Origin of the sequence: Alcaligenes phenolicus (assembly GCF_032063905.1) — a bacterium.
Lineage (GTDB): Bacteria > Pseudomonadota > Gammaproteobacteria > Burkholderiales > Burkholderiaceae_B > Alcaligenes > Alcaligenes phenolicus.
Genome location: NZ_DAMBOE010000009.1, coordinates 194,706 through 215,934 on the forward strand (window position 1 = coordinate 194,706; position 21,229 = coordinate 215,934).

Sequence of the window (21,229 nt, forward strand, 5' to 3'; positions counted from 1 at the left end):
CCCTTACAGATGCGCCGCTTTCAGCCCGCTGCGCACAGCGCCTTCCAGCACACCGGGGTAGCCGGTATCGGTCCAGTCGCCTGCCAGACGAATAGCTGGCCAAGGTGTCGCTACCGATGGGCGACGCAGACCGGGCACAGCCGCAAACGTAGCCCGTTTTTCGATAATCAGCTCGCTGGCCCGTATGGCAGGCATGGCTTTCAGGTGCCGGGTCTGGCTGCGTACCTGCTCGATGATCGCGGCAATGGCTTGCTCGCGGTCCAGCGCTTGCAGGCGCACAGCATCGCTGATGACGATCCCCACCAACGTTTCACCGCTGCCCGGTTTTAGAGTGCTGTGATCAAACAGCCATTGGCCACCACTGCCGCTTTTATCGTCCAGCATCAACATGGAATGGGGCAGATTCCAGGCTTGCTCCAATTCCAGATACAGGGTGGCAATAGGGATGTAGCTGAAGGCTTCCAGATCGGCCAGTAGTTGTTCGCTGGCCGGGCTGCTGGGTAGGCTATGCAGCAGGCGTGCAGCCTGGACGGGCGGGCAGGCCACAATGGCTGCATCAAACTGCAGGCCGTCAATTTGTACACCTGTCTCTGTCAGTTCCAGTCTTTGTACTCTGTGGCCCAGCTGTAGCTGAATATCACGCAGGGCGGGCTCGCACCACAGTTGGCTTAAATCCATCAAGGGAATCAAGGTTTGGCTGGCTTGCCGGGGGCCGCCGAGGCTGTCGCGCAAGACATGGGCAAATAGTTGGGCGCAGGCTTGCTCAATGGGCGTGTTCATGGCCGCCACGCAGAGCGGCTGCCAGAACAAACGGATGACATGGCTGTCTTGCTGATGCTGCTCCAGGAGCTGCAAAACCGTCAGACCATCCGGGGTGCGCCATTGCTGTTTCATCAGCCAGCGGCAAAAACGTGCCAGCTTGATTTTCTGCGTCCAGCTCAGGCCCTGGGCACCCAGCAGGCCGGTCAATAAATGGAACGGGGCAGGCAAGGGGCGGTTGCGCAGGCGAAAGCGCCCATCGGCCGAGATCACGTCCAGATCTTTGCGTTCAAGACGGGATGCTTCGTCCAGCCCGATTTCTCCCATCAAACCCAGAATGACGGAGTAGGCGCCCAGCATGATGTGCTGGCCGTTATCAGTATCACGCCCCAGATTGGGGCTGTGGATGCGGCGGGCACGCCCGCCTATATGGCGCGAGGCTTCAAAGACACTGACCTGATGGCCTTGCGTCTTCAGTCGCCAGGCGGCGGCACAGCCCGCCCAGCCCGCCCCGATAACGGCGACTTTCATCGGCCCAGTTTGCGTTGCAAGCTGTGGCCGCCCGATACCCAGGTTTTCCAGGCCAACCAGAATTTGCGAATGGGTGTCAGCGAAATGCGCTGTTCCAGCACATGCCAACGATCATTGGCAATTTCCACCAGCAGGGCATGGTAGATGGCGGCCATCAACAGGCCTGGGCGTTGCGCCCGGCGATCAGCGGCGGGCAGGGCGCGCATGGCCTGGCGGTACAAGTCCTGGGCGCGTTCGGTTTGAAAGGCCATCAGGGCCTCGAAGCGCTCCGAATGCTGCTGATCCAGGATTTCGTGAGGCGATACACCAAACTTGTCCAGGTCTTCCTGAGGCAGGTAGATACGGCCACGACGAGCGTCATCGCCTACATCACGGATAATATTGGTCAGCTGAAAAGCCAGGCCCAGTTTTTGGGCATAATCGCTGGTCTGCTCCTGGGTTTGGCCAAAAATACGCGCCGACAGCAGCCCCACCACGCTGGCGGCGTGCCAACAGTAGCGTTCCAGCTCGCTCCAGCTTTGGTAGCGAACCTGGTCCAGATCCATTTCCATGCCGTCAATCACGGCCAGCAGTTCGTCCTGAGGCAGGTCGAACGCCTTGATATGAGGCGCCAGGGCCTGCATGACCGGGTGATGGGCACGGCCTTCGTACAGATCGGCCACTTGCGTGCGCCACCAGACCAGCTTCATGCGGGCAACCGATTCTTCGTGAACCTCGTCCACCACGTCGTCTACCTCGCGGCAAAACGCGTACAGCGCCGTGATGGCACGGCGGCGTTCAGGCGGCAGAAACAAAAAGGCGTAGTAAAAACTGGAGCCGCTTTGGGCTGCCTTGTTCTGACAATACTCGTCTGGGCTCATGGACGTTCAGGGTCGGTAAGGGGTACGGCTCAAGCCGCGGGTAATCAGGCGTAGCCAGTCCAGGCGGGACAGGGTGGGACGATGGCTGAAGACATCAAACTTTACCGCTTCCAGGCGTTCCAGAATACGCAGGCCGCCCAATACCATCATTTTCAGTTCCAGGCTGATGCGCCCGGACAGATAGCTGGACAGCAGCAGCCCGGCTTGCAGGCGTTGACGGGCATCGGTAGCCAGCAACTGCATCATTTCCTGCCAGCGTGCATCGGCCTCGGGCTGACGCAGCAGCTGGGTACGGGCCTGGATGTAATCATCATCCAGATCATATTGGGCCAGCAGGTCTTGCGGGATATAGACACGGTTCTTGTGCCAGTCCAGTGCCACGTCCTGCCAGAAATTAACCAATTGCAGCCCCGTACAGGTGGAGTCGGCCATCTCGACCAGCTCCGGGCTGTGGGCTTCATACAGATGCAGCATCAAGCGGCCAACGGGGTTGGCCGAGCGGGTACAGTAATCCAGCACCTGGGCCATATCGCGATAGCGATGGGTGGTGACATCCTGGCGAAACGCAGACAGCAGGTCCAGAAAAGGCTTGAGCGGCAACTGGAAGTTGCTGATGCTGCTGGCCAAAGGAACAAAAATTTCACTGTGCGGGGTATCGGCCAGGACGGGCTGGTGATACTGCAGTTGTTCTATTCCGGCTTCGAACTGCGCCAGCAGTTCCAGGCGCTCGGCAGCGCTTAAATCGCCTTCATCAGCAATGTCGTCGGCGCTGCGGGCAAAACGATAAATATCGGTGACCGGTCGGCGTAGCCGACGAGGTAGCAGCACAGAGGCGACAGGGAAGTTTTCATAGTGCTCGATAGACATAGTCCGCCAGTATACGGCTTTCGTTTCCACTAGGGCTGGTTTAGACTTTCGTATTGCTTCGGGGAGAACCATGCCACGTCCTATCTCGGCCACCATTCATATTGCGTCACTGCGTCACAATCTCGATATGGTTATTCAGAGCCTGAATAACGCCACGGCTCCATCCGGCGTAAAACGGCCCCATATCTGGGCCGTCATGAAGGCCAATGCTTACGGTCATGACATCGAAAATGCGGTGCGGGCATTCAGTGCCGCCGAAGGCATGGCGATGCTGGACCTGAAGGAAGCCATACGTTGTCGGGCTGCCGGTTGGACCGGCCCCATCATGTTGCTGGAAGGTTTTTTCCAGCCTGAAGATCTGGATGTGCTGGCCGAGTTTGGCCTGACCACTGTCATTCATTGCCACGAGCAGCTCAAGATGCTGGAGCAGTGGAAGGGCGGGGTGGCCTTGAATGCCATGGTCAAGCTCAATAGCGGCATGAATCGTCTGGGTTTCAGCGTGGACGATTACCCCGCCGCCTTCGAGCGCGCTCAGCGTCTGCAAAAAGCGGGCAAGCTGGGAACCGTGGGGCGCATGACGCACTTTGCGCGCGCTGACGACAATATCGACGCCACGCTGGAGCAGATTCGCTGCTTTAACCGGATCACCGACGGCTTGCCGGGCCCGGTCAGTGTGTGCAATTCAGCGGCAACACTAAGCCCTGACCTGGGTGCATACATGCCCTCCGGTCCGGATCACTGGGTACGCCCCGGTATCTGTCTGTACGGCAGCTCTCCTTTTGCGGACATCAGCGCCGAGGACTTCGGTTTGCAGCCTGGCATGACGCTGGCAGCCGAGCTGATCAGCGTGCGCGGCGTCAAGCAGGGCGAGGGCATTGGCTACGGCCATACGTACATTGCCGAGCAGGCCATGCGTATTGGCGTGGTGGCTTGTGGCTATGCCGACGGTTACCCGCGTCACGCGGGAACTGGCACCCCCATTACCGTGAACGGTGTGCGCACTCGTTTGCTCGGTCGTGTGTCCATGGACATGCTGGCAGTCGACCTGACCCCGGTGCCCGCCGCCGGTGTAGGCAGTCAGGCGGTGTTGTTCGGTCAAGGCGGGCCCAGTGTGGATGAGGTTGCTGCGGCAGCCGGAACCCTGGGCTACGAATTGATTTGCGCGGTGGCGCCACGCGTGCCGCGCATCATCCAGGATTAACACCAACAAGGCATAGCCATGAAAAATAAATGTGTACTCGTTACCGGCGCTACCAAAGGAATCGGCTGGGCAATCAGCCAAAGACTGGCCGATGCCGGGGCCCACGTTGTGGGTCTGGCCCGCCACACCGAAAGCATTGATTTCCCCGGATATCTGTACTCCTGCGATTTGAGCAATGCAGGCGAAACCGAGGAAATGCTGCGCGTTATCCGCGAAAAATATCCCGTCGATGCGGTGGTGAACAACGTAGGTATGGTCGCGCCCGAACCGATTGGTCAGGTGGACCTGGGCAATCTTTATCAGGTGTTTGACCTGAATGTGCGTGTGGCGGTGCAAGTGGCCCAAGCTTTCATCCCTTCGATGAAAGCGCGCAAGGAAGGCCGCATCGTCAATATTTGCAGTCGTGTTGTGCACGGCGGTTCCGATCGCACCAGCTATGCCGCGGCCAAAAGTGCCTTGCTGGGTTGTACCCGCACCTGGGCACTGGAATTGGCTCCTTACGGCATTACCGTCAATGCGGTCTCTCCTGGTCCGATCGAAACCGAATTGTTCCGTGCCAATCATCCCGTCGGCAGTGAAGCCGAACAGCGCAGCCTGTCCTCCATTCCTTTGGGACGTTTTGGGCAGGCGGCCGAAGTGGCTGCTGCGGTCACCTTCCTGCTAAGCGATGAAGCTGCTTATATCACCGGCCAGAATCTGGGCGTGGATGGCGGCGGCAGCTTGGCCGGACGTTAAGGAATTTCTATGGCCACCAGTACTCGTGCGGCCCGCAAGGCCAAAGTTGTATTTGTTTGCACGGAGTGCGGGGCAGATACACCCAAGTGGGCGGGCAAATGCCCGGCCTGCGGGGCTTGGAACAGCTTGCAGGAAACGGTAGAGACACCGGCTGCGGCCAGTGCGCATCGTTTTGCTTCCCTGGCTGGCTCCAGCCCGGTCCAAAGTCTTTCCGATGTACAGGCGCGGGAACTGCCCCGTGTGCCCACAGGCATAGGCGAGTTCGATCGTGTCCTGGGTGGTGGCCTGGTGGAAGGCGGCGTGATCCTGATCGGGGGCGATCCCGGTGTCGGTAAATCCACGCTGCTGCTGCAAGCCATGGCAGCCTTGGCCCAGCAAACCAAAGTTCTGTATGTGACGGGCGAGGAGTCCGCCGAGCAGGTCGCCTTGCGTGCTCGCCGTTTGGGCGTGCCTACCGAGGGTGTGGATCTGCTGGCTGAAATCCGTCTGGAGTCCATCAGTCAGGCCTTGCAGTCGCACCAGCCTAGCGTGGTGGTAATCGATTCGATTCAAACCCTGTATTCGGATCAGCTCAGTGCGGCTCCAGGCTCGGTATCGCAGGTGCGTGAATGTGCGGCCCAGCTCACCCGTCTGGCCAAGCAAAGCGGTACCTCCATGATTTTTATCGGTCACGTCACCAAAGACGGGACCTTGGCCGGTCCGCGTGTGCTGGAGCACATTGTGGATACGGTGCTGTATTTCGAGGGGGATACCCATTCCTCCTTCCGCATGGTGCGCGCATTCAAGAATCGCTTTGGCGCGGTAAATGAATTGGGCGTGTTTGCCATGACGGAAAAAGGCTTGAAAGGAGTCAGCAATCCTTCGGCCCTGTTCTTGTCCCAGCATTCCCAGTCAGTAGCCGGTTCCTGCGTCATGGCCACCCAGGAAGGCACACGACCCTTGCTGGTGGAAATTCAGGCTTTGGTGGACTCGGCCCATGTGCCCAATCCGCGTCGCCTGTCTGTGGGCTTGGAAAGCTCCCGTCTGGCCATGCTGTTGGCGGTGATGCATCGTCATGCTGGCGTGGTTACTTACGATCAGGACGTGTTCGTGAACGCCGTCGGTGGCGTCAAGATTACCGAGCCAGCCGCTGACTTGGCTGTGTTGCTGGCTATTTTGTCCTCCCTGAATAACCGCCCCTTGCCGCGTGGCCTGGTCGTGTTTGGGGAAATCGGCCTGGCCGGTGAAATTCGTCCGGCCCCGCGTGGGCAGGAGCGTTTGCGCGAAGCGGCCAAGTTGGGGTTCAGTATTGCCTTGATTCCCAAGAGCAATGCCCCGCGTCAGTCTATCGAAGGCCTGGAGATCTGGGCGGTAGATCGGGTGGAAGACGCTGTCGACCGTCTGCGTAATCTGTAACCGCCATGATAAGTATTGAGTTGATCCTGGCCTGCTTGCTGGGAGGCGCGCTTATTGGCTATACCGGCGGGGTCCTGGGGATCGGTGGCGGCTTGCTGGCTATTCCGTTGCTGGGCCTGATTCTGGGCATGGACCAGCAAACCGCTCAGGGTACGGCTCTGATCATGGTGGTGCCTGCGGTGCTGTTGACCGTGCGTCAGTACCATCGTCGCAACCACATTGATTTTCGTCGGGCAGCATTGGGGGCGATCTCCTCTATCATCTTTACCTGGCTGGGCGCACGTCTGGCTCTGGGCATGGATGCGATCTTGCTGCGTCGCATTTACTCTGTATTTGTGATGGCCATTGCCCTGTATTATTTCGACCAGAGTCTAGGCTTGTCCCGGCGGCGCCGTCGCAGTGACAAGCCGCGTCCGGACCCGGAGTCGTTTGGCCAGCTGTGGTATATCGCGGTAGGCATGATGGCGGGCTTGGCCGGTGGCGTGTTTGGTGTGGGCGGTGCGGTGCTGGTGGTGCCGTTCCTGACCAGCCGTATGGGTTATAGCCAGACCGGTGCGCAAGGCTTGGCCCTGTCCATGATTATTCCCGGCACGTTGGTCGCCTTGGCGACGTACGCGTTTCATGGTCAGGCTACCTGGCAGGTCGGCATACCGATGGCGATAGGCAGCCTGCTGCTGGTGCCGTTTGGCGTGCGCTTGGCCTATCGTTTGCCCGAGAATCGTCTGAAGTTTATTTTTGCCTGCATGCTGGTATTGATCATGGCCCTGTTGCTGGTTCGTGCCTGAGGAGCTGCTGTGAGCACCCAATCCGAAACTGTCTACTCTTTGCCCGGTGGCGGTGCCTTGTTGGCACCGGAGCTGGCCAATCAGCTGGATCTGGAGCCAGAGGCCTTGCAGCGCTGGTTCGAGGCCACCTCGTATGGCGACCAGGCCAGCAAGGTGGGACAGGGTGGTCGTCAGGCCGCCTGGTTTGTGAACGGGCCCTTTGGTCAGGCGGTGCTGCGCCACTACCGGCGTGGTGGCCTGGTGGCTAGCTTCAATGAGTCTTCCTACTTGTGGCAAGGGGCATCGCGGACTCGCAGCTGGCGAGAATTTCAGGTGATGTCTTATTTGCACAACAAGGGTTTGGCCGTCCCCAAAGTGCTGGCGGGCGCATGGTGGCAACAGGGTTTTTGGTACCATGCGGCCCTGATAAGCCAGCGGGTGCCCAATGTGCAGCCTTTGACTCTGTGCCTGGACCGTGCCTCCCCCGAAGCGGTGGCACACGAGATTGTCCGCATGCACCAATTCGAGGTTTGGCACGCTGACCTTAACGCCTACAATATTTTGCTGGATGCGAATGACAAAGTCTGGCTGATCGATTTTGACCGTGCACGACAGGGGCCCGTCAGCCCCGCCCAGGCGCTGGGTAATGTGCAACGCCTGAGACGATCTTTGCTCAAAGTGTGTGGGCCGCGTGGCGATCAGTGGTGGCAGCAGATGTTTTCTGCTTACCGTCACCAAACGCAGCGTTAATTACGACTACGGGCTTTAAAAAAGCTTTATCATCTCGCCTTTTGGGTTTTTCGCTTTCGATAGGAAGGGGACTCGTGATGTCTTTTGGGATGAACACACCACAGGTACTCGCCGGCCTGCTGGCCGCTGCTGCCATCATGCCTGTTGCGCAGGCACAAAATCAGGTTGTTAACGTCTATAACTGGGCTGAATATACGGCCCCTGACACCTTGTCCGGCTTTCAGAAAGCCACGGGCATTACCGTGCGTTATGACGTTTACGATAATAACGACACCTTGCAAGCCAAGTTGTTGACGGGCAAGTCGGGTTACGACGTGGTGGTTCCCTCCACGCATTACGCAGCGCGTCAGATCGAAGGCGGTTTGTTCCAGAAGCTGGATAAAAGTCAGATTCCTAACTGGTCCCACCTGGACCCGGACATCATGGCGCTGCTCTCCGATGTTGACCCCGGCAATGAATACCTGATTCCCTGGGGCTACGGCACCAATGGCCTGGGCTACAACGTGACCAAGGTCAAGGAGATCATGGGCGAGCAGGTGGACCTGGGTAACTGGGACATGCTGTTCAAGCCAGAAAATGCCGAGAAGCTGAAAGGCTGTGGCATTTCCATTCTGGACGAAGCTGCCCAGGTGTTCCCGGCCGTGCTGCACTACATTGGCAAAGACCCCAACAGCAGTAACGAAGCCGACTATCGCGAGGCGCTGGACCTGCTCAAGCAGATTCGTCCTTACGTGCGCCAGTTCAGCTCCTCGGGCTATATCGATGAGCTGGCTGCGGGTGATCTGTGCATGGTCTACGGTTTCTCCGGCGACGTGATGATCTCCGCTGATCGTGCGCGCCAGGCTAAAAAGCCGTACGCCATCGACTACTACATTCCGCAAGGCGGGGCGCCGGTCTGGTTTGACACCATGGCCATCCCCAAGAGCGCGAGCAATGTGAAAGAGGCCCACGCTTTCATCAACTACATTGAAACGCCGGAAGTCCATGCTGCCATTACCAACACCATGTTCTACCCGAACGCCAATAAAGATGCGCGCGAGTTCGTGGTCAAGGAAGTAGCTGACAACCCCATGATTTATCCTTCGCCCGAAGTCTCCAAGACTTTGTTCGTCATCAAACCACAGCCACTGAAGGTGCAGCGTCTGCAAACGCGCCTGTGGGCTGAACTCAAGTCTGGACGCTAGGCATCATGCAAGATATCCGTACCGGAACCTCGCCCTGGATGGATGGCGAGGATGCTTTCGTGCGTGTGGACGAAGTCGTCAAGATTTTTGGCGATACGGTGGCCGTCCAGTCTGTAAGTCTGGACGTCGCCCGTCACGAAATTTTTGCGCTGCTGGGTAGTTCAGGCAGTGGCAAATCCACCCTGCTGCGTATGCTGGCAGGTTTCGAGGAGCCGACTTCCGGTCGGATTTATCTGGACAACGAGGATATTACCGACCTGCCGCCTTACCGGCGGCCGGTCAATATGATGTTCCAGTCCTACGCGCTGTTTCCGCACATGTCGGTTGAGGCCAATGTGGCTTTTGGCTTGAAGCAGGAAGGCGTGCCCCGCAACGAAATCCACGAACGCGTATTTGAAGCCCTGGATCTGGTGCAGATGGCGGGTTTTTCACGCCGCAAACCCAATCAGTTGTCAGGCGGGCAGCAACAGCGTGTCGCTTTGGCGCGTAGCCTGGTCAAGCGACCCAAGCTGCTCTTGCTGGATGAACCCATGTCCGCATTGGACAAGCAGATTCGTCAGAAAACCCAGATTGAACTGGTCAAGATTCTGGAGCGTGTGGGAGTGACCTGCATTATGGTGACTCACGACCAGGAAGAGGCCATGACCATGGCCAGCCGACTGGCGGTAATGTCCGATGGGCAGATCATCCAGTCCGGTACGCCTTACGATGTGTACTCCTTCCCGAATTCGCGCTTTGTGGCGGGCTTTATCGGTTCCACCAATTTGTTCACCGGCGTAGTGACGGTGGACGAACCGGACCACGTTCATATCGAGTGCGAGGAGTTAAACCGCCCCTTGTATGTCAGCCACGGGATCAGCGAACCGCTGGGCATGGACGTGTATGTGTCCATTCGTCCCGAGCAGATCAAGGTGAGTCGTGAGTTGCCTTCCGAGGACACCAACTGGGGCCACGGCATTGTGACCCACGTGTCCTGGATGGGTAGCTACACCCGCTACCAGATTCGTCTGGATGCCGGCATGCTGATCGAAGCGCAAATGCCTAGCGGCACCTTGGCCCAGCCAGATGCTCCCGGCGTGGACGAAGAGGTCTACGTGTCCTGGTCCGACGACAGCGCAACGGTACTGAGCACATGAAGAACCTGTCCTGGCGCAAACTGCTGCCCACCAGTCGCACGCTGGTGGTCGCACCCACATTCCTGTGGATGATCCTGTTTCTGCTGGTGCCGTTTTTGCTCGTGCTCAAGATCAGTTTTGCCGATCTTGATTTCGGGGTGCCGCCGTATACGCCCTTGGCCCAGTTTGCCGAGGAAAGCATTTCCTTTGTGCTGAACCTGCGCGGCTATATCCTGCTGTTCAGCGACAATCTGTATTTGGCCACCTACATCAGTTCGCTGAAGATGGCCGCTGTCACCACGATCTTTTGCATTCTGATCGGCTACCCGGTGGCTTACTACATTGCGCGTTCCTCACCAGCCGTGCGCAGCTTGCTCTTGCTGGCGGTGATTCTGCCTTTCTGGACCTCCATGCTGCTGCGCGTCTACGCCTGGGTAGGCATTTTGCGTGGCGATGGCCTGCTCAATCAGGTCTTGCTGTGGATAGGCATTATTGATGCGCCGCTGGAAATCTACCGCACCGATCTGGCCGTCTACATTGGTTTGATCTACGCCTATCTGCCATTTTTCATCCTGCCTTTGTATGCGAATCTGGTAAAGCTGGATATGCGCTTGCTGGAAGCGGCTTACGATCTGGGCGCACGTCCCTGGTCGGCGTTCTGGAATATCACCTTGCCCATGTCCATGTCCGGCGTGATTGCCGGTGCCATGCTGGTGTTTATCCCGGCGGTGGGCGAGTACGTGATTCCGGAAATGCTGGGTGGGGCTGACACCTTGATGATGGGCCGTGTCATGTGGACCGAGTTCTTCAATAATGCGGACTGGCCGATGGCTGCTGCCGTCACTTGCGTGATGGTCCTGCTCTTGATCATTCCCTTGATTTTCTTCCAGTACAGCCAGATGCGACAGATGGAAGCGCAACGGGGAGGCCGCTCATGACCAAGCCTAATCCCTGGCTGCGTGCCATCGTCCTGACGCTGGGCTTTGGTTTTCTGTACATTCCTATCCTGTTCCTGATCGTCTTTTCATTTAATGAATCGGCCATCATGACGTCCTGGTCGGGTTTTTCCTTCCGCTGGTACGAGTCCCTGTTTCAGGATAAAGCGCTGCTCAGTGCTGCCAAGCTGTCTTTCCTGATAGCCGTGCTGACCGCGACCATGGCCACCATTCTGGGCACCTGGGCCGCCTATGTGCTGGCCCGTATGGGGCGCTTCAAGGGCTTTGCTCTGTACATCGGTCTGGTCAGTGCACCGCTGGTCATCCCGGAAGTGGTGCTGGGTATTTCCCTGCTGCTGATGTTTGTGGAGCTGAACTCCCTGTTTGGCTGGCCGGAACAGAACGGTATCTTCACCATCTGGATTGGTCACGTGGTACTGTGCACCGCGTACGCGACCGTGATTCTGCAATCGCGCATGCGTGAGCTGGATCGCTCTCAGGAAGAAGCGGCGCTTGATTTGGGTGCCACCCCCTTGAGGGCGTTTTTCCAGGTGGTCCTGCCTTCGATCGTGCCTGCCTTGATGGCGGCCTGGTTGCTGGCCTTTACCTTGTCGCTGGACGATGTGGTGATCGCCTCCTTCCTGTCCGGTCCTGGCTTTACCACTTTGCCGGTGGAAGTGTTTTCGCGCGTACGCTTGGGCCTCAAGCCCGAGATCAATGCGTTGGCAACCCTGTTGATTTTGGTGATTGGTATTTTTGTTGTAGTCGCCAGCCGCTTGCAGGTACGCCGCGAGCGTCGCGCCTGATTGATAAGGAGTATTGCCGTGTTCACGATGTATGGTTTGAAAAATTGCAGCACCTGCCAAAAGGCGATTGCCTGGTTTGAGCAAAACGGTCTGCCTTTGAACTTTGTGGATTACCGCGAACATCCCTTGGAAGCGGCCCGCTTGCAACAATGGGCGCAGGAGCTGGGTGGCTGGCCCAAGCTGGTTAACCGCGCCTCCATGACCTGGCGTAATTTGCCTGCGGAACGTAAAGAGCCGCAGGACGATGCCCAATGGCTGGCCTTGATTGCTGAATTTCCGGCGCTGGTGCGCCGCCCCTTGCTGATTACGCCCGAGGGCGAGGTCAGTGTGGGTTTCAACGAAGGCAAATTTGCCGCTCGTTTTCTTAAATAAACCAAGGGGGGCCAAGCCCCCCCATTTTTATATCTGCCATGTACACACAGACCGAACTCAAACAACAGGTGGCTCAGGCCGCGGTTGATTACGTCCTTCCTTTCCTGACCCCGGATTCCATTCTGGGTGTGGGTACGGGTTCCACGGTTGATTTGTTTATTGATGCTCTGGCGGCGCACAAACATGCCTTCAAGGCTGCTGCTTCCAGCTCGGAGCGCTCGACCGCTCGCCTGCAAAGTCTGGGTATTGCAGTGCAAGACTTGAACACCATCGAACGTATGGACTGGTATGTGGATGGTGCCGACGAAATCGATGCGGCGTTGAACATGACCAAGGGCGGCGGTGGCGCTTTGACCCGCGAGAAAATCGTGGCATCGGTCTCGGACAAGTTCCTGTGCATTGTGGACGATTCCAAACTGGTGGATCGCCTGGGTGCGTTCCCCTTGCCGGTGGAAGTCATCCCCATGGCCAAGAATGCCGTGGCTCGTCAATTGCGTGCCTTGGGCGGTAATCCCGTCGAGCGTACGGGCTTTGTCACCGATAACGGTGGCCTGATTCTGGACGTGTCCGGTTTGTCGATTGCAGACCCGGCTGCTCTGGAAGCCCAGATCAACAATATGCCCGGTGTGGTGTGCTGTGGCCTGTTCGCGATTACCCCAGCCAGCGTGGCCTTGATTGCCGGTCAACAGGGTGTGCGTACCCTGTCTGGCGACGGTTTCTGAATTTTAATGTCTCTGTCATAATCGGTGCTTAATCTATGCACGGATTAAGCGCTGGCGCGAGCCATTTTGCTGTTACAGAAGGCCACTATGAACGAACATACCAATAAGCAGTTTCACTCCGATCTGGAGGCCACCCGTTCGCTGTTCTTGCAGATGGGCGGTATTGTTGAATCTATGGTTCGCAGTGCGACCGAAGCCCTGCAAACCGGGGATATGTCGCTGGTTGACCAGGTTCGCGAGCGTGAAAAAGAAATCAACCGCCTGGAAGTGGAGATTGACGAGCGCATCACCAACTTGATCGCCCGTAATCAGCCCACTGCCATTGACCTGCGCATGCTGCTGTCCATCTCCAAAATGCTGACCGATATGGAACGCTGCGGGGACGAGGCCGAGCGCATCGCCAAGATGGCTCGTCGTCTGCACGAAGGCACCGCTGGCTACGAGCCTGTGGTGGAGCTGCGTCATATGAGCTCCTCGGTTGCTGGCATGATCAACGATGTGCTGGACGCCTTTGCGCGCCAGGATGCCGTACACGCAGCACAGATTGTGCGTAGCGACAAGGAAGTGGATCGTGAGTGGAAGGGTTCGCTGCGTCACATCATCACTTACATGATTGAAGATCCACGCACGATCTCGCACTCCATTGACCTGATCTTTATCGCCCGTGCGCTGGAGCGTATTGGCGACCACGCCAAGAACATGGCTGAACGCGTGATCTACATGGTACGTGGTGACGACGTGCGTCACACCGGTGTGAAAAACACCGAGCGTACTGCGCGTGGTGAGCCCTTGCCCGAACCGGAATCCGAAGACAAGGCCTGATTCCGATCCAGGCCTTCTTGCTACAAGCCTTGCATGGTGTCATGCAAGGCTTGTTTGCTTTTCAAAAACCAAAACCGTAGCCTTTGGGGGCTTGGTCAGGATAGAACTGGGTACGTAGCAGTACCGCATCCTGCACCGTTATCAACACTGCCGAGTCCCACCAGGGCGGGGTCAGTGTTGGCAAGGCCAGCAGATAGCCCTGTACGCCGTGCGCACCGGACTGGCGCACAAACTCCAGATCAGCCTCATCCTCGACACCTTCGATTATCACGTAGGGGCTGTAGTCGGCGCAGACATTGACCAGATTGCGCAGCAAATGGGCTGGCTGACCGGGGCTGCGTGCCCGCAGCAAGATCGAGCGGTCAATTTTGATAATGTCGGCATGGGTCTGCACCAGAAAGGCCAGGGTGCTATTGCCCGATCCCGTGTCGTCCAGAGCGATCCGTACTCCCAGGTTTTGTAGTTGGGCAATCAGGCGTAGCGCCGTGGGCTTGTGGGCGATGGTGCCGGTTTCCGTTACTTCCAGAATCAGGCGCTGGGCTACATCCGGGTGGCTGTCCAGATAGCTGAACAGATCCTGCCACCACAAATCGTCCTGCAGGGAGCCTGCGGAGATATTCACTCCCAAACAAAGACCTGGTTTTGTACTGAGCAGCTCCACCACACTGCCCAAGACACTGCGATCCAGCCGGGATACCAGACCTAATCGCTCCAGAGCGGCGATGGCCTCGGGTAAAGAGTAATCCGCCGTGCCGCAGTGACGAATCAAGGCCTCTTCATAAAAGTTCTTGTTCTTGTGTTTTTCGCCCAGGTGATAGATGGGCTGAAAGGCCAGGGCCAGCAGCCCATTCTGTAAATCATCCAGCATGCGAACTGCCAGACTCATATCGTCCCGGTACGTCTTGGCCCAGACCTTGTGCCAGGCGGCCAGCGTGGCTGGGTGATTATGAGAGCAGGGGTTGGGAGCGGGAGGGTGGAGCTGATTCGTGTCGTACTGACGGCCATCGTAGTGGTAAGCCATCTGGGTGTGCAGGTAGATGCGGTGCTCATCCTGGGTGATGGGGTCACACTCCAGTGCCGCACCCAGCAATTGGGCCAGGGCATTGGGATGGGTACGCTGAAAGCGGTTTTGCTTGCCCAACTGCTTCAAGGCAATCAGGACAAAATCTCCCCGGATAAAGATTTCATTGGTAGTCAGCCCACAGTCCAACAGCCTTTGCTGCACGGTATCCAGCACAAAAGCATGAAACTGCGGCCCATACAAAGCCTCCAAATAGCTCAGGTTGACCAGCCACAGGCGCAAGTGAGTGGAGTACTGGTCAATCTCGGGTAGGTCTAGGCGGCACATGAACTTCTTTTCCTGTGGGTAAAGCAGTAAGCGGCGGTGCTGTGCAGGGCTCGGCGCAAGGCTGCTCAGACATGGACACGTGATGGGCCGGTGTGGCTTGGGCACTGTATGCGCATCAAGGCCAGCCGTGATTTTGTGCCTTAGGGCTTCAGGTAACTGTAGAAAAATCCCATTTCTTTTGATTTTTGACCAGTCTGAAACCAACTTGTCGCGCAACGTTTCATTTAATTACGTTTTGGCTGCGTGCTGAAGGAGGGTTATTTGATAAGAATGCTGGGAAAGGCGGGGGGAGTCGGTAGCAGAAATAAAGAAACCCCGGAGCACGATGGTAATGCTCCGGGGTTTGCGTGCGTGTCCTGAATCGGGACTTAAGCGGAAGGGGCGGTAAAACCGTCGGCTTCCACGTCCTTGTCTTCAAACAGATATTGTTCCATCTGCTCTTTCAAATACGTGCGGGCACGGGCGTCAGCCAGGTTCAGGCGGTTCTCGTTCACCAGACGGGTTTGCACGTCCATCCAGTTGGCCCAGGCCTGTTTGGAAATCGAGTGCCAGATCTTGGTGCCCAGCTCGCCGGGGTAGGGGGGAAACTCCAGGCCCTCGGCTTCCTGTTTCAGCTTCACACAGTGAATCATGCGTGCCATATGTGTTCCTTTTTAATCAAATGCTTGGATGGGCGTATTGTACTTAGGGGCGCAGGAGGGTCAAACCGGCTTACAGCTTTTTAATAAAGACCATGCTGTTGCGCGAACGGTTGTAATGCGACTGCTTGCCCTTGGGCAGATCGGATACGCCACCTTGTACAAAGCCACGCTTGATAAACCAGTGAGAAGTGCGGGTAGTCAGCACAAACAGACGCTTGAAGCCGGCCGCACGGGCTTTGGCTTCGGTATGGCGCAAGAGAATTTCACCTTCGCCCGAGCCTTGCCATTCCGGGTGCACGATGAGACAGGCCATTTCGGCCATGCTTTCTTCTTCGTACGGAATCAAGGCCACACAGCCGTAAATAATGCCGTCGTGTTCCAGAACCGTGAACTGCTCTACCTCGCGCTCGATGACCGAGCGGCCGCGGGGGACCAGGGTGCCGTCAATTTCAAGGGGTTCGATCAGTTGCACGATTGCACCCACATCGTCCAGATTGGCCGGGCGCAAATCGTCCAGTGTGTCTTCCACCACCATGGTGCCCACCCCATCGTGGGTGAAGATCTCCAGCAAAATGCTGCCGTCCTGCTTGTAGGGCACCAGGTGCGCACGGGCAATACCGCGTTTGACGGCTTGCGAGGCGTAGCGCAGGAAGGTGGAGCAGTCCTCGTCCAGCTTGCCCGAGGCCAGCAGGGAGTCGGCATCGGCACGGGCCAGTTCCGAATCGATATCCAGATTATTGGAGTGCCCGATATGCTCCGGGGTCAGGAAAATCAGCTTTTCAGCGCGCAGGGCGATGGCCGTGCTGGTGGCCAGATCTTCCATGTCCAGGGTAAAGGCCTCGCCAGTTGGAGAAAAACCCAATGGGGAGAGTAGAATAAGCGCTCCTTGGCTCATGATCAGCCGCATGGCGTCCACGTCCAGTTTGCGTACCGCCCCAGAATGCTTGAAGTCCAGGCCATCAATCACGCCCACCGGACGCGCGGTCACAAAGTTGCCCGAAATGATGCGAATCTGGGCATGTGACATGGGGGTGTTGGGCAAACCCTGGCTGAAAGCGGCTTCAATATCCAGGCGAATTTCACCAGCGGCTTCTTTGGCGCATTCCAGAGCGACCGCACTGGTTGGCTCGGTACCGCGACCGAATTGCGTGGTTTCGCCTTTCAGGCGCAGTTGCTCATTGACCTGGGGGCGGGAGCCATGCACCAGCACCAGCTTGATGCCCAGTGCTGACAGCAGCGACAAATCCGGGATCAGGGTGTAGAGCAGTCCATCGTTGATGAGCTCGCCCCCAAAGGCCACCACGAACGTCTTGCCACGAAAATCGTGCACATAAGGCGCCACTTCCCTGAACCATCGCACAAATTGTGCCTGGGATTCATCAGGTGGTTCGATGGCGTTGTACGAGTCGGGGATGTCTGTGTTCATTGCGGGGGATCTTTGCGTCCAAATGGTTTCAAGCCAAAATTATAATGATGTCTGTACCAGAAACTACCTTTCATGCACGAGTCCGACGAATTGACTGAAAACCCACACTCTTTACCAACAATTTCTTATCCTGATGACCTGCCAGTCAGCGCCCGACGGGCCGAAATTGCGCAGGCGATCAAAGACCATCAGGTGGTCATTGTGTGTGGTGAAACCGGCTCGGGCAAAACCACCCAATTACCCAAAATCTGTCTGGAGCTGGGCCGTGGCCAGCAGGGCAAGATTATTGGTCATACTCAGCCGCGCCGTCTGGCCGCCACGTCGGTCGCCAAGCGTATTGCCCAGGAGCTGCAATCGGAGATTGGTGACTGGGTAGGGTACCAAATCCGCTTTAACGACAAGACCGGACCGCGCTCGGCCATCAAATTGATGACAGACGGGATCTTGCTGGCCGAGTCCCAGCGCGATCCCCTGTTAAGCCGCTATGACACGATCATTATTGACGAGGCCCATGAACGCAGTCTGAACATCGACTTTCTGCTGGGTTTTTTAAAGCAACTGTTGCCACGTCGTCCGGACCTGAAGCTGATTATTACCTCGGCCACAATTGATGCCGAGCGTTTTGCGCAGCACTTTGCCCACAAGGGCAAGAAGGCGCCTGTCATTGAAGTGTCGGGCCGTCTGTATCCCGTCGATATTGTGTACCGCCCGATTCTGGACCCGTCTTTGGTCGATGCCGAAGAACGCCGTTCCGCCTCCGAGGAAGAGCGGGATCTGATGCAAGGCATTGTGGATGCGGTGCAGGAATGTGCCCGGCATGGTACGGGCGACATTCTGGTGTTCCTGCCCGGCGAGCGCGAAATCCGCGAAGCCACCGAGGCGCTGGAAAAAGAAAAGCCAATCAATACCGTGATCCTGCCCTTGTTTGCGCGTCTGTCACAGGCGGATCAGGAACGTATTTTCCGACCCAAAGGCAATGCGCGCCGTGTGGTGCTGGCGACCAACGTGGCAGAAACCTCGCTGACCGTGCCCGGCATTCGCTTTGTGGTCGATAGTGGTCTGGCGCGTATCAAGCGCTATTCCTGGCGCAACAAGGTCGAGCAACTGCGTATCGAAGCGATCAGTCAGGCATCGGCCAGCCAGCGGGCAGGGCGTTGCGGGCGTATTGGCCCCGGTATCTGTATTCGTCTGTATGACGAGCAGGATTTCAAGAGCCGCCCTCCCTTTACGGATCCCGAGATTTTGCGTTCCTCGCTGGCCTCGGTGATTCTGCGCATGAAGGCCCTGCATCTGGACGATGTGGAAACCTTCCCCTTTGTGGAGCCGCCGACCGGCCGGGCGATTGCCGACGGCTATCAGATTTTGCAAGAGCTGGGTGCGCTGGATGAACAGCAGCGCCTGACCAAGGTGGGCCGTTCCCTGGCCAAGCTGCCTGTGGACCCGCGTGTGGCCCGCATGATTCTGGCTGGCCACGAACATCATTGTTTGACGGAAATGCTGATCGTGGCCTCGGCCATGTCCGTGCAAGATCCACGTGATCGTCCTGTCCATGAGCGCGAAGCGGCCAATCAGGCCCATGCCCGTTTCAACGACGACAAGTCCGAGTTCCTGTCCTATGTGAAGCTGTGGAACTGGTTGGAAGAGCTGTCGCAGGAACAAAGCTCGCAGCGCAAGTTTGCCAATAGCGTTAAACAGGCTTTGCTGTCCCCTTTGCGTATTCGTGAATGGCGAGATGTTCATACCCAATTACGCAGTCTGGTACAGGAGCAGCGCTGGGTCGCCAACCCCTCGGCAGCCACGTATGAGCAGGTGCATCTGGCCTTGTTGACGGGTTTGATCGGCAATATTGGCTACAAGAGTGAAGAAACCGGCGTCTATCAAGGCACGCGTGAATTGCGCTTTGTGATTCACCCCGGCTCCAAGCTGGTCAAGAAAGCAGGCCGTTGGATACTTGCGGGCGAGCTGATGGAAACTACGCGGCTCTTTGCCCGCTGTGTGGCGCGTATCGAGCCGCAGTGGATTGAGAAAGTCGGTGCCCATTTGCTGCGTAAAACCTGGGGCGATCCGCGCTGGGAGAAGAAAGCCGGGCAGGTAGTGGCCAATGAGCGCGCTACCTTGTATGGCTTGCTGATTTACAGTGGCCGTCGCATTCACTTTGGCCGCATTGATCCGGTGCAGGCACGCGAGTTGTTCTTGCGCCAGGCTCTGGTGCCAGGCGAGATCGACTCCAACCTGCCTTTCCTGCGTCATAACCGTCAGCAGATACAGGCGGTAGAGCGTTTGGAGCACCAATCCCGCCGCCCCGATATTCTGGTGGACGAAGAACTGATTTACGCGTTTTACGATCAGCGCATTCCCAAGGACGTGTACCAGACCGCCACATTGGAAAAGTGGTTCAAGGGCTTGTCCAAAGAAGAGGCCAAGGGCCTGGAGCTGAACCGCGACGAATTGATGCAGCACGACGCAGCCGGCATCACCACCGAGGTCTTTCCGCGCTCCGTTGAATGGCAGGGCGTGAAGATGGCGCTGGATTATCACTTCGAGCCGGGCTCGGTGCGCGATGGGGTGACCTTGAGCGTTCCCTTGTTCGCCTTGAACCAGATCGACGCTGCGCGTTGCGAGTGGCTGGTGCCCGGCATGCTGAAAGAAAAAGTGCTGGCTTTGCTGAAATCCTTGCCGCAACGCATCCGCCGCCATTGTGTGCCGCTGCCCGATTATGCTGCCGCCTTTCACCAACGCTGGTTTGAAAAAGCAGCCGATCCGGGCATGAGCCTGCTGGACGCCATTTCGCAGGATATGTGGACTCAGCTCAAGCAAAGGCCGCAGCGCAGTGACTTCAAACCCGAGACGCTGGCGACGCACTTGTTCATGAACTTCCGGGTCATTGACGAGCATGGCCGCATGTTGTCGGGCGGGCGCAATCTGGATCAGCTCAAGGCCGAGCATGGCCGTCAGGCTCAGGCCTCCTTCCAGCAAATGGCCGCCAGCGACGAGCAGGTAGCGCAAGTGCTGGATCACGAGCAGCTAACCAGCTGGAGCTTTGGTGAACTGCCCGAGCTGATGGAAATCAAACGCAAGGGGCGCAGCTTTATTGGCTACCCAGCCTTGATCGACAAGAAAACCCATTGCGATCTGGATGTGTTCGATGACCCCGCTCAGGCCCAGCGTCAGCACCGTCAGGGTTTGCGCCGTTTGTTCCGTTTGGCTCTGCGCGAGCAGGTGCGTTTTCTGGAAAAGAATATTACGGATCTGACTCGTATCAGTATGCTGTACATCAACCTGGGGACGCAGGAGCAATTGCGTGACCAGATTATTGATGTGGCTCTGGAGCAGTCCTGCATGATGGAGCCCTGGCCCAAGAACCAGGCCGAGTTCGAGGCTCGTGTGCAGGAGGGCCGCAGCCGTCTGGGTCTGGTGGCCCAGGAAGTGGCCCGTCTGGCCGGACAGATTCTGACCGAATGGAGTGCCGCCCAGAAGAAACTGGCGCAAATCAAGGCCCACCCCGAGGCTTTGAAAGACATACAGCAGCAATTGAACGCCTTGATGCCCACCATGTTTCTGGAAAGCAATGAATACGCGCAACTGGCCCATATGCCGCGTTACTTGAAAGCGGTACAAACACGGGTGGACAAGCTGCGTGCCGATCCGGCTCGCGATCAACGCCTGATGCAGGATATGTCGGTTCTGCTGACCAAGTACCAGCGTGCCGTGGCGGCCCTGAAAGGTGCGACTGATAGCGGCTTGCGGGACTTCCGCTGGATGCTGGAGGAATTGCGCGTGTCCTTGTTTGCGCAAGAGTTGCGCACCCCCATGCCGGTTTCGGTCAAGCGTCTGGAAAAGGCCTGGGCGGCACTGCAACGCTAAGACGGTAGTCGTTTGAGATCTGCATGGCGATAGTGGGCATTGGGATGCGCCCTTGCGGATCATGTGCTTCGGGTTTGAATGCCTTGCAATACGTTTCAAGGTATTCACCCGTAGCGCCATTTCAGCCTCAAC

19 protein-coding genes are annotated in these 21,229 nt (G+C 57.5%); 13 read left to right on the top strand and 6 right to left on the bottom strand.

The genetic code is table 11. The features are described from left to right. Positions 1-3: 3 nt before the first annotated feature. The 3 genes from hpnE to hpnC are packed head-to-tail and all read right to left on the bottom strand — an operon-like array spanning position 4 to position 3,017. Positions 4-1,290, bottom strand: a complete 1,287-nt coding sequence (gene hpnE / locus U2949_RS17175) for a hydroxysqualene dehydroxylase HpnE (RefSeq protein WP_257724216.1) — start codon at positions 1,288-1,290, stop codon at positions 4-6. After that, positions 1,287-2,150, bottom strand: a complete 864-nt coding sequence (hpnD, locus tag U2949_RS17180; RefSeq protein WP_257724215.1) for a presqualene diphosphate synthase HpnD — start codon at positions 2,148-2,150, stop codon at positions 1,287-1,289. The genes hpnE and hpnD overlap by 4 nt, the downstream gene beginning before the upstream one ends. Before the next feature lie 6 nt (positions 2,151-2,156). Beyond that, a complete protein-coding gene (gene hpnC / locus U2949_RS17185; protein ID WP_321289021.1) occupies positions 2,157-3,017 on the bottom strand; it encodes a squalene synthase HpnC in 861 nt (286 codons plus the stop codon). Between the two features lie 70 nt (positions 3,018-3,087). Here hpnC and alr point away from each other — a divergent pair, with 70 nt between their 5' ends. The 12 genes from alr to phoU all read left to right on the top strand — a co-directional run bounded on the left by alr (position 3,088) and on the right by phoU (position 13,818). Continuing rightward, complete coding sequence (gene alr / locus U2949_RS17190; RefSeq protein WP_026484349.1) at positions 3,088-4,218, top strand: alanine racemase; 1,131 nt, start codon at positions 3,088-3,090, stop codon at positions 4,216-4,218. Positions 4,219-4,236: 18 nt separating this feature from the next. Continuing rightward, entirely contained in the window at positions 4,237-4,953 is a 717-nt protein-coding gene (locus U2949_RS17195) for an SDR family oxidoreductase (protein WP_009461640.1), read from the top strand. A gap of 9 nt (positions 4,954-4,962) precedes the next feature. Further along, positions 4,963-6,348 (top strand): DNA repair protein RadA, encoded by a 1,386-nt coding sequence (gene radA, locus U2949_RS17200; RefSeq protein ID WP_026484350.1) that lies wholly within the window; start codon positions 4,963-4,965, stop codon positions 6,346-6,348. Between the two features lie 5 nt (positions 6,349-6,353). After that, positions 6,354-7,133: a sulfite exporter TauE/SafE family protein gene (locus U2949_RS17205; protein ID WP_257724213.1), complete on the top strand. Its 780-nt coding sequence runs from the start codon at positions 6,354-6,356 to the stop codon at positions 7,131-7,133. A gap of 9 nt (positions 7,134-7,142) precedes the next feature. After that, positions 7,143-7,862: a 3-deoxy-D-manno-octulosonic acid kinase gene (locus U2949_RS17210; protein WP_321289024.1), complete on the top strand. Its 720-nt coding sequence runs from the start codon at positions 7,143-7,145 to the stop codon at positions 7,860-7,862. Positions 7,863-7,951: 89 nt separating this feature from the next. Then, positions 7,952-9,046 (top strand): polyamine ABC transporter substrate-binding protein, encoded by a 1,095-nt coding sequence (locus U2949_RS17215; RefSeq protein ID WP_407654203.1) that lies wholly within the window; start codon positions 7,952-7,954, stop codon positions 9,044-9,046. 5 nt (positions 9,047-9,051) lie between these two features. Next, the gene (locus U2949_RS17220; protein WP_009461650.1) at positions 9,052-10,182 is read left to right on the top strand and encodes an ABC transporter ATP-binding protein; all 1,131 of its coding nucleotides are present in this window, start codon (positions 9,052-9,054) and stop codon (positions 10,180-10,182) included. After that, entirely contained in the window at positions 10,179-11,099 is a 921-nt protein-coding gene (locus tag U2949_RS17225; protein ID WP_083053973.1) for an ABC transporter permease subunit, read from the top strand. The genes U2949_RS17220 and U2949_RS17225 overlap by 4 nt, the downstream gene beginning before the upstream one ends. Next, positions 11,096-11,902, top strand: coding sequence for an ABC transporter permease subunit (locus U2949_RS17230; RefSeq protein ID WP_009461654.1), 807 nt, complete (start codon positions 11,096-11,098; stop codon positions 11,900-11,902). The genes U2949_RS17225 and U2949_RS17230 overlap by 4 nt, the downstream gene beginning before the upstream one ends. A gap of 27 nt (positions 11,903-11,929) precedes the next feature. Beyond that, positions 11,930-12,274, top strand: a complete 345-nt coding sequence (locus U2949_RS17235; RefSeq protein ID WP_009461656.1) for a Spx/MgsR family RNA polymerase-binding regulatory protein — start codon at positions 11,930-11,932, stop codon at positions 12,272-12,274. Positions 12,275-12,312: 38 nt separating this feature from the next. After that, positions 12,313-12,996, top strand: a complete 684-nt coding sequence (gene rpiA / locus U2949_RS17240; RefSeq protein ID WP_321289028.1) for a ribose-5-phosphate isomerase RpiA — start codon at positions 12,313-12,315, stop codon at positions 12,994-12,996. A gap of 87 nt (positions 12,997-13,083) precedes the next feature. Beyond that, the gene (gene phoU / locus U2949_RS17245) at positions 13,084-13,818 is read left to right on the top strand and encodes a phosphate signaling complex protein PhoU (RefSeq protein ID WP_009461659.1); all 735 of its coding nucleotides are present in this window, start codon (positions 13,084-13,086) and stop codon (positions 13,816-13,818) included. Between the two features lie 61 nt (positions 13,819-13,879). Here phoU and U2949_RS17250 read toward each other — a convergent pair whose 3' ends face one another. From U2949_RS17250 to argA, 3 genes are all read right to left on the bottom strand, one after another. Further along, positions 13,880-15,166, bottom strand: a complete 1,287-nt coding sequence (locus tag U2949_RS17250) for an EAL domain-containing protein (protein ID WP_026484355.1) — start codon at positions 15,164-15,166, stop codon at positions 13,880-13,882. 368 nt (positions 15,167-15,534) lie between these two features. After that, positions 15,535-15,807 carry an oxidative damage protection protein gene (locus U2949_RS17255; protein WP_009461661.1) on the bottom strand — a complete coding sequence of 91 codons (273 nt, stop codon included), beginning with the start codon at positions 15,805-15,807 and terminating at the stop codon, positions 15,535-15,537. 70 nt (positions 15,808-15,877) lie between these two features. Beyond that, positions 15,878-17,233: an amino-acid N-acetyltransferase gene (gene argA, locus U2949_RS17260; RefSeq protein WP_009461662.1), complete on the bottom strand. Its 1,356-nt coding sequence runs from the start codon at positions 17,231-17,233 to the stop codon at positions 15,878-15,880. A 72-nt stretch (positions 17,234-17,305) separates the two neighbouring features. Here argA and hrpA point away from each other — a divergent pair, with 72 nt between their 5' ends. After that, positions 17,306-21,097, top strand: a complete 3,792-nt coding sequence (hrpA, locus tag U2949_RS17265; RefSeq protein WP_321289032.1) for an ATP-dependent RNA helicase HrpA — start codon at positions 17,306-17,308, stop codon at positions 21,095-21,097. Positions 21,098-21,229: the final 132 nt, after the last annotated feature.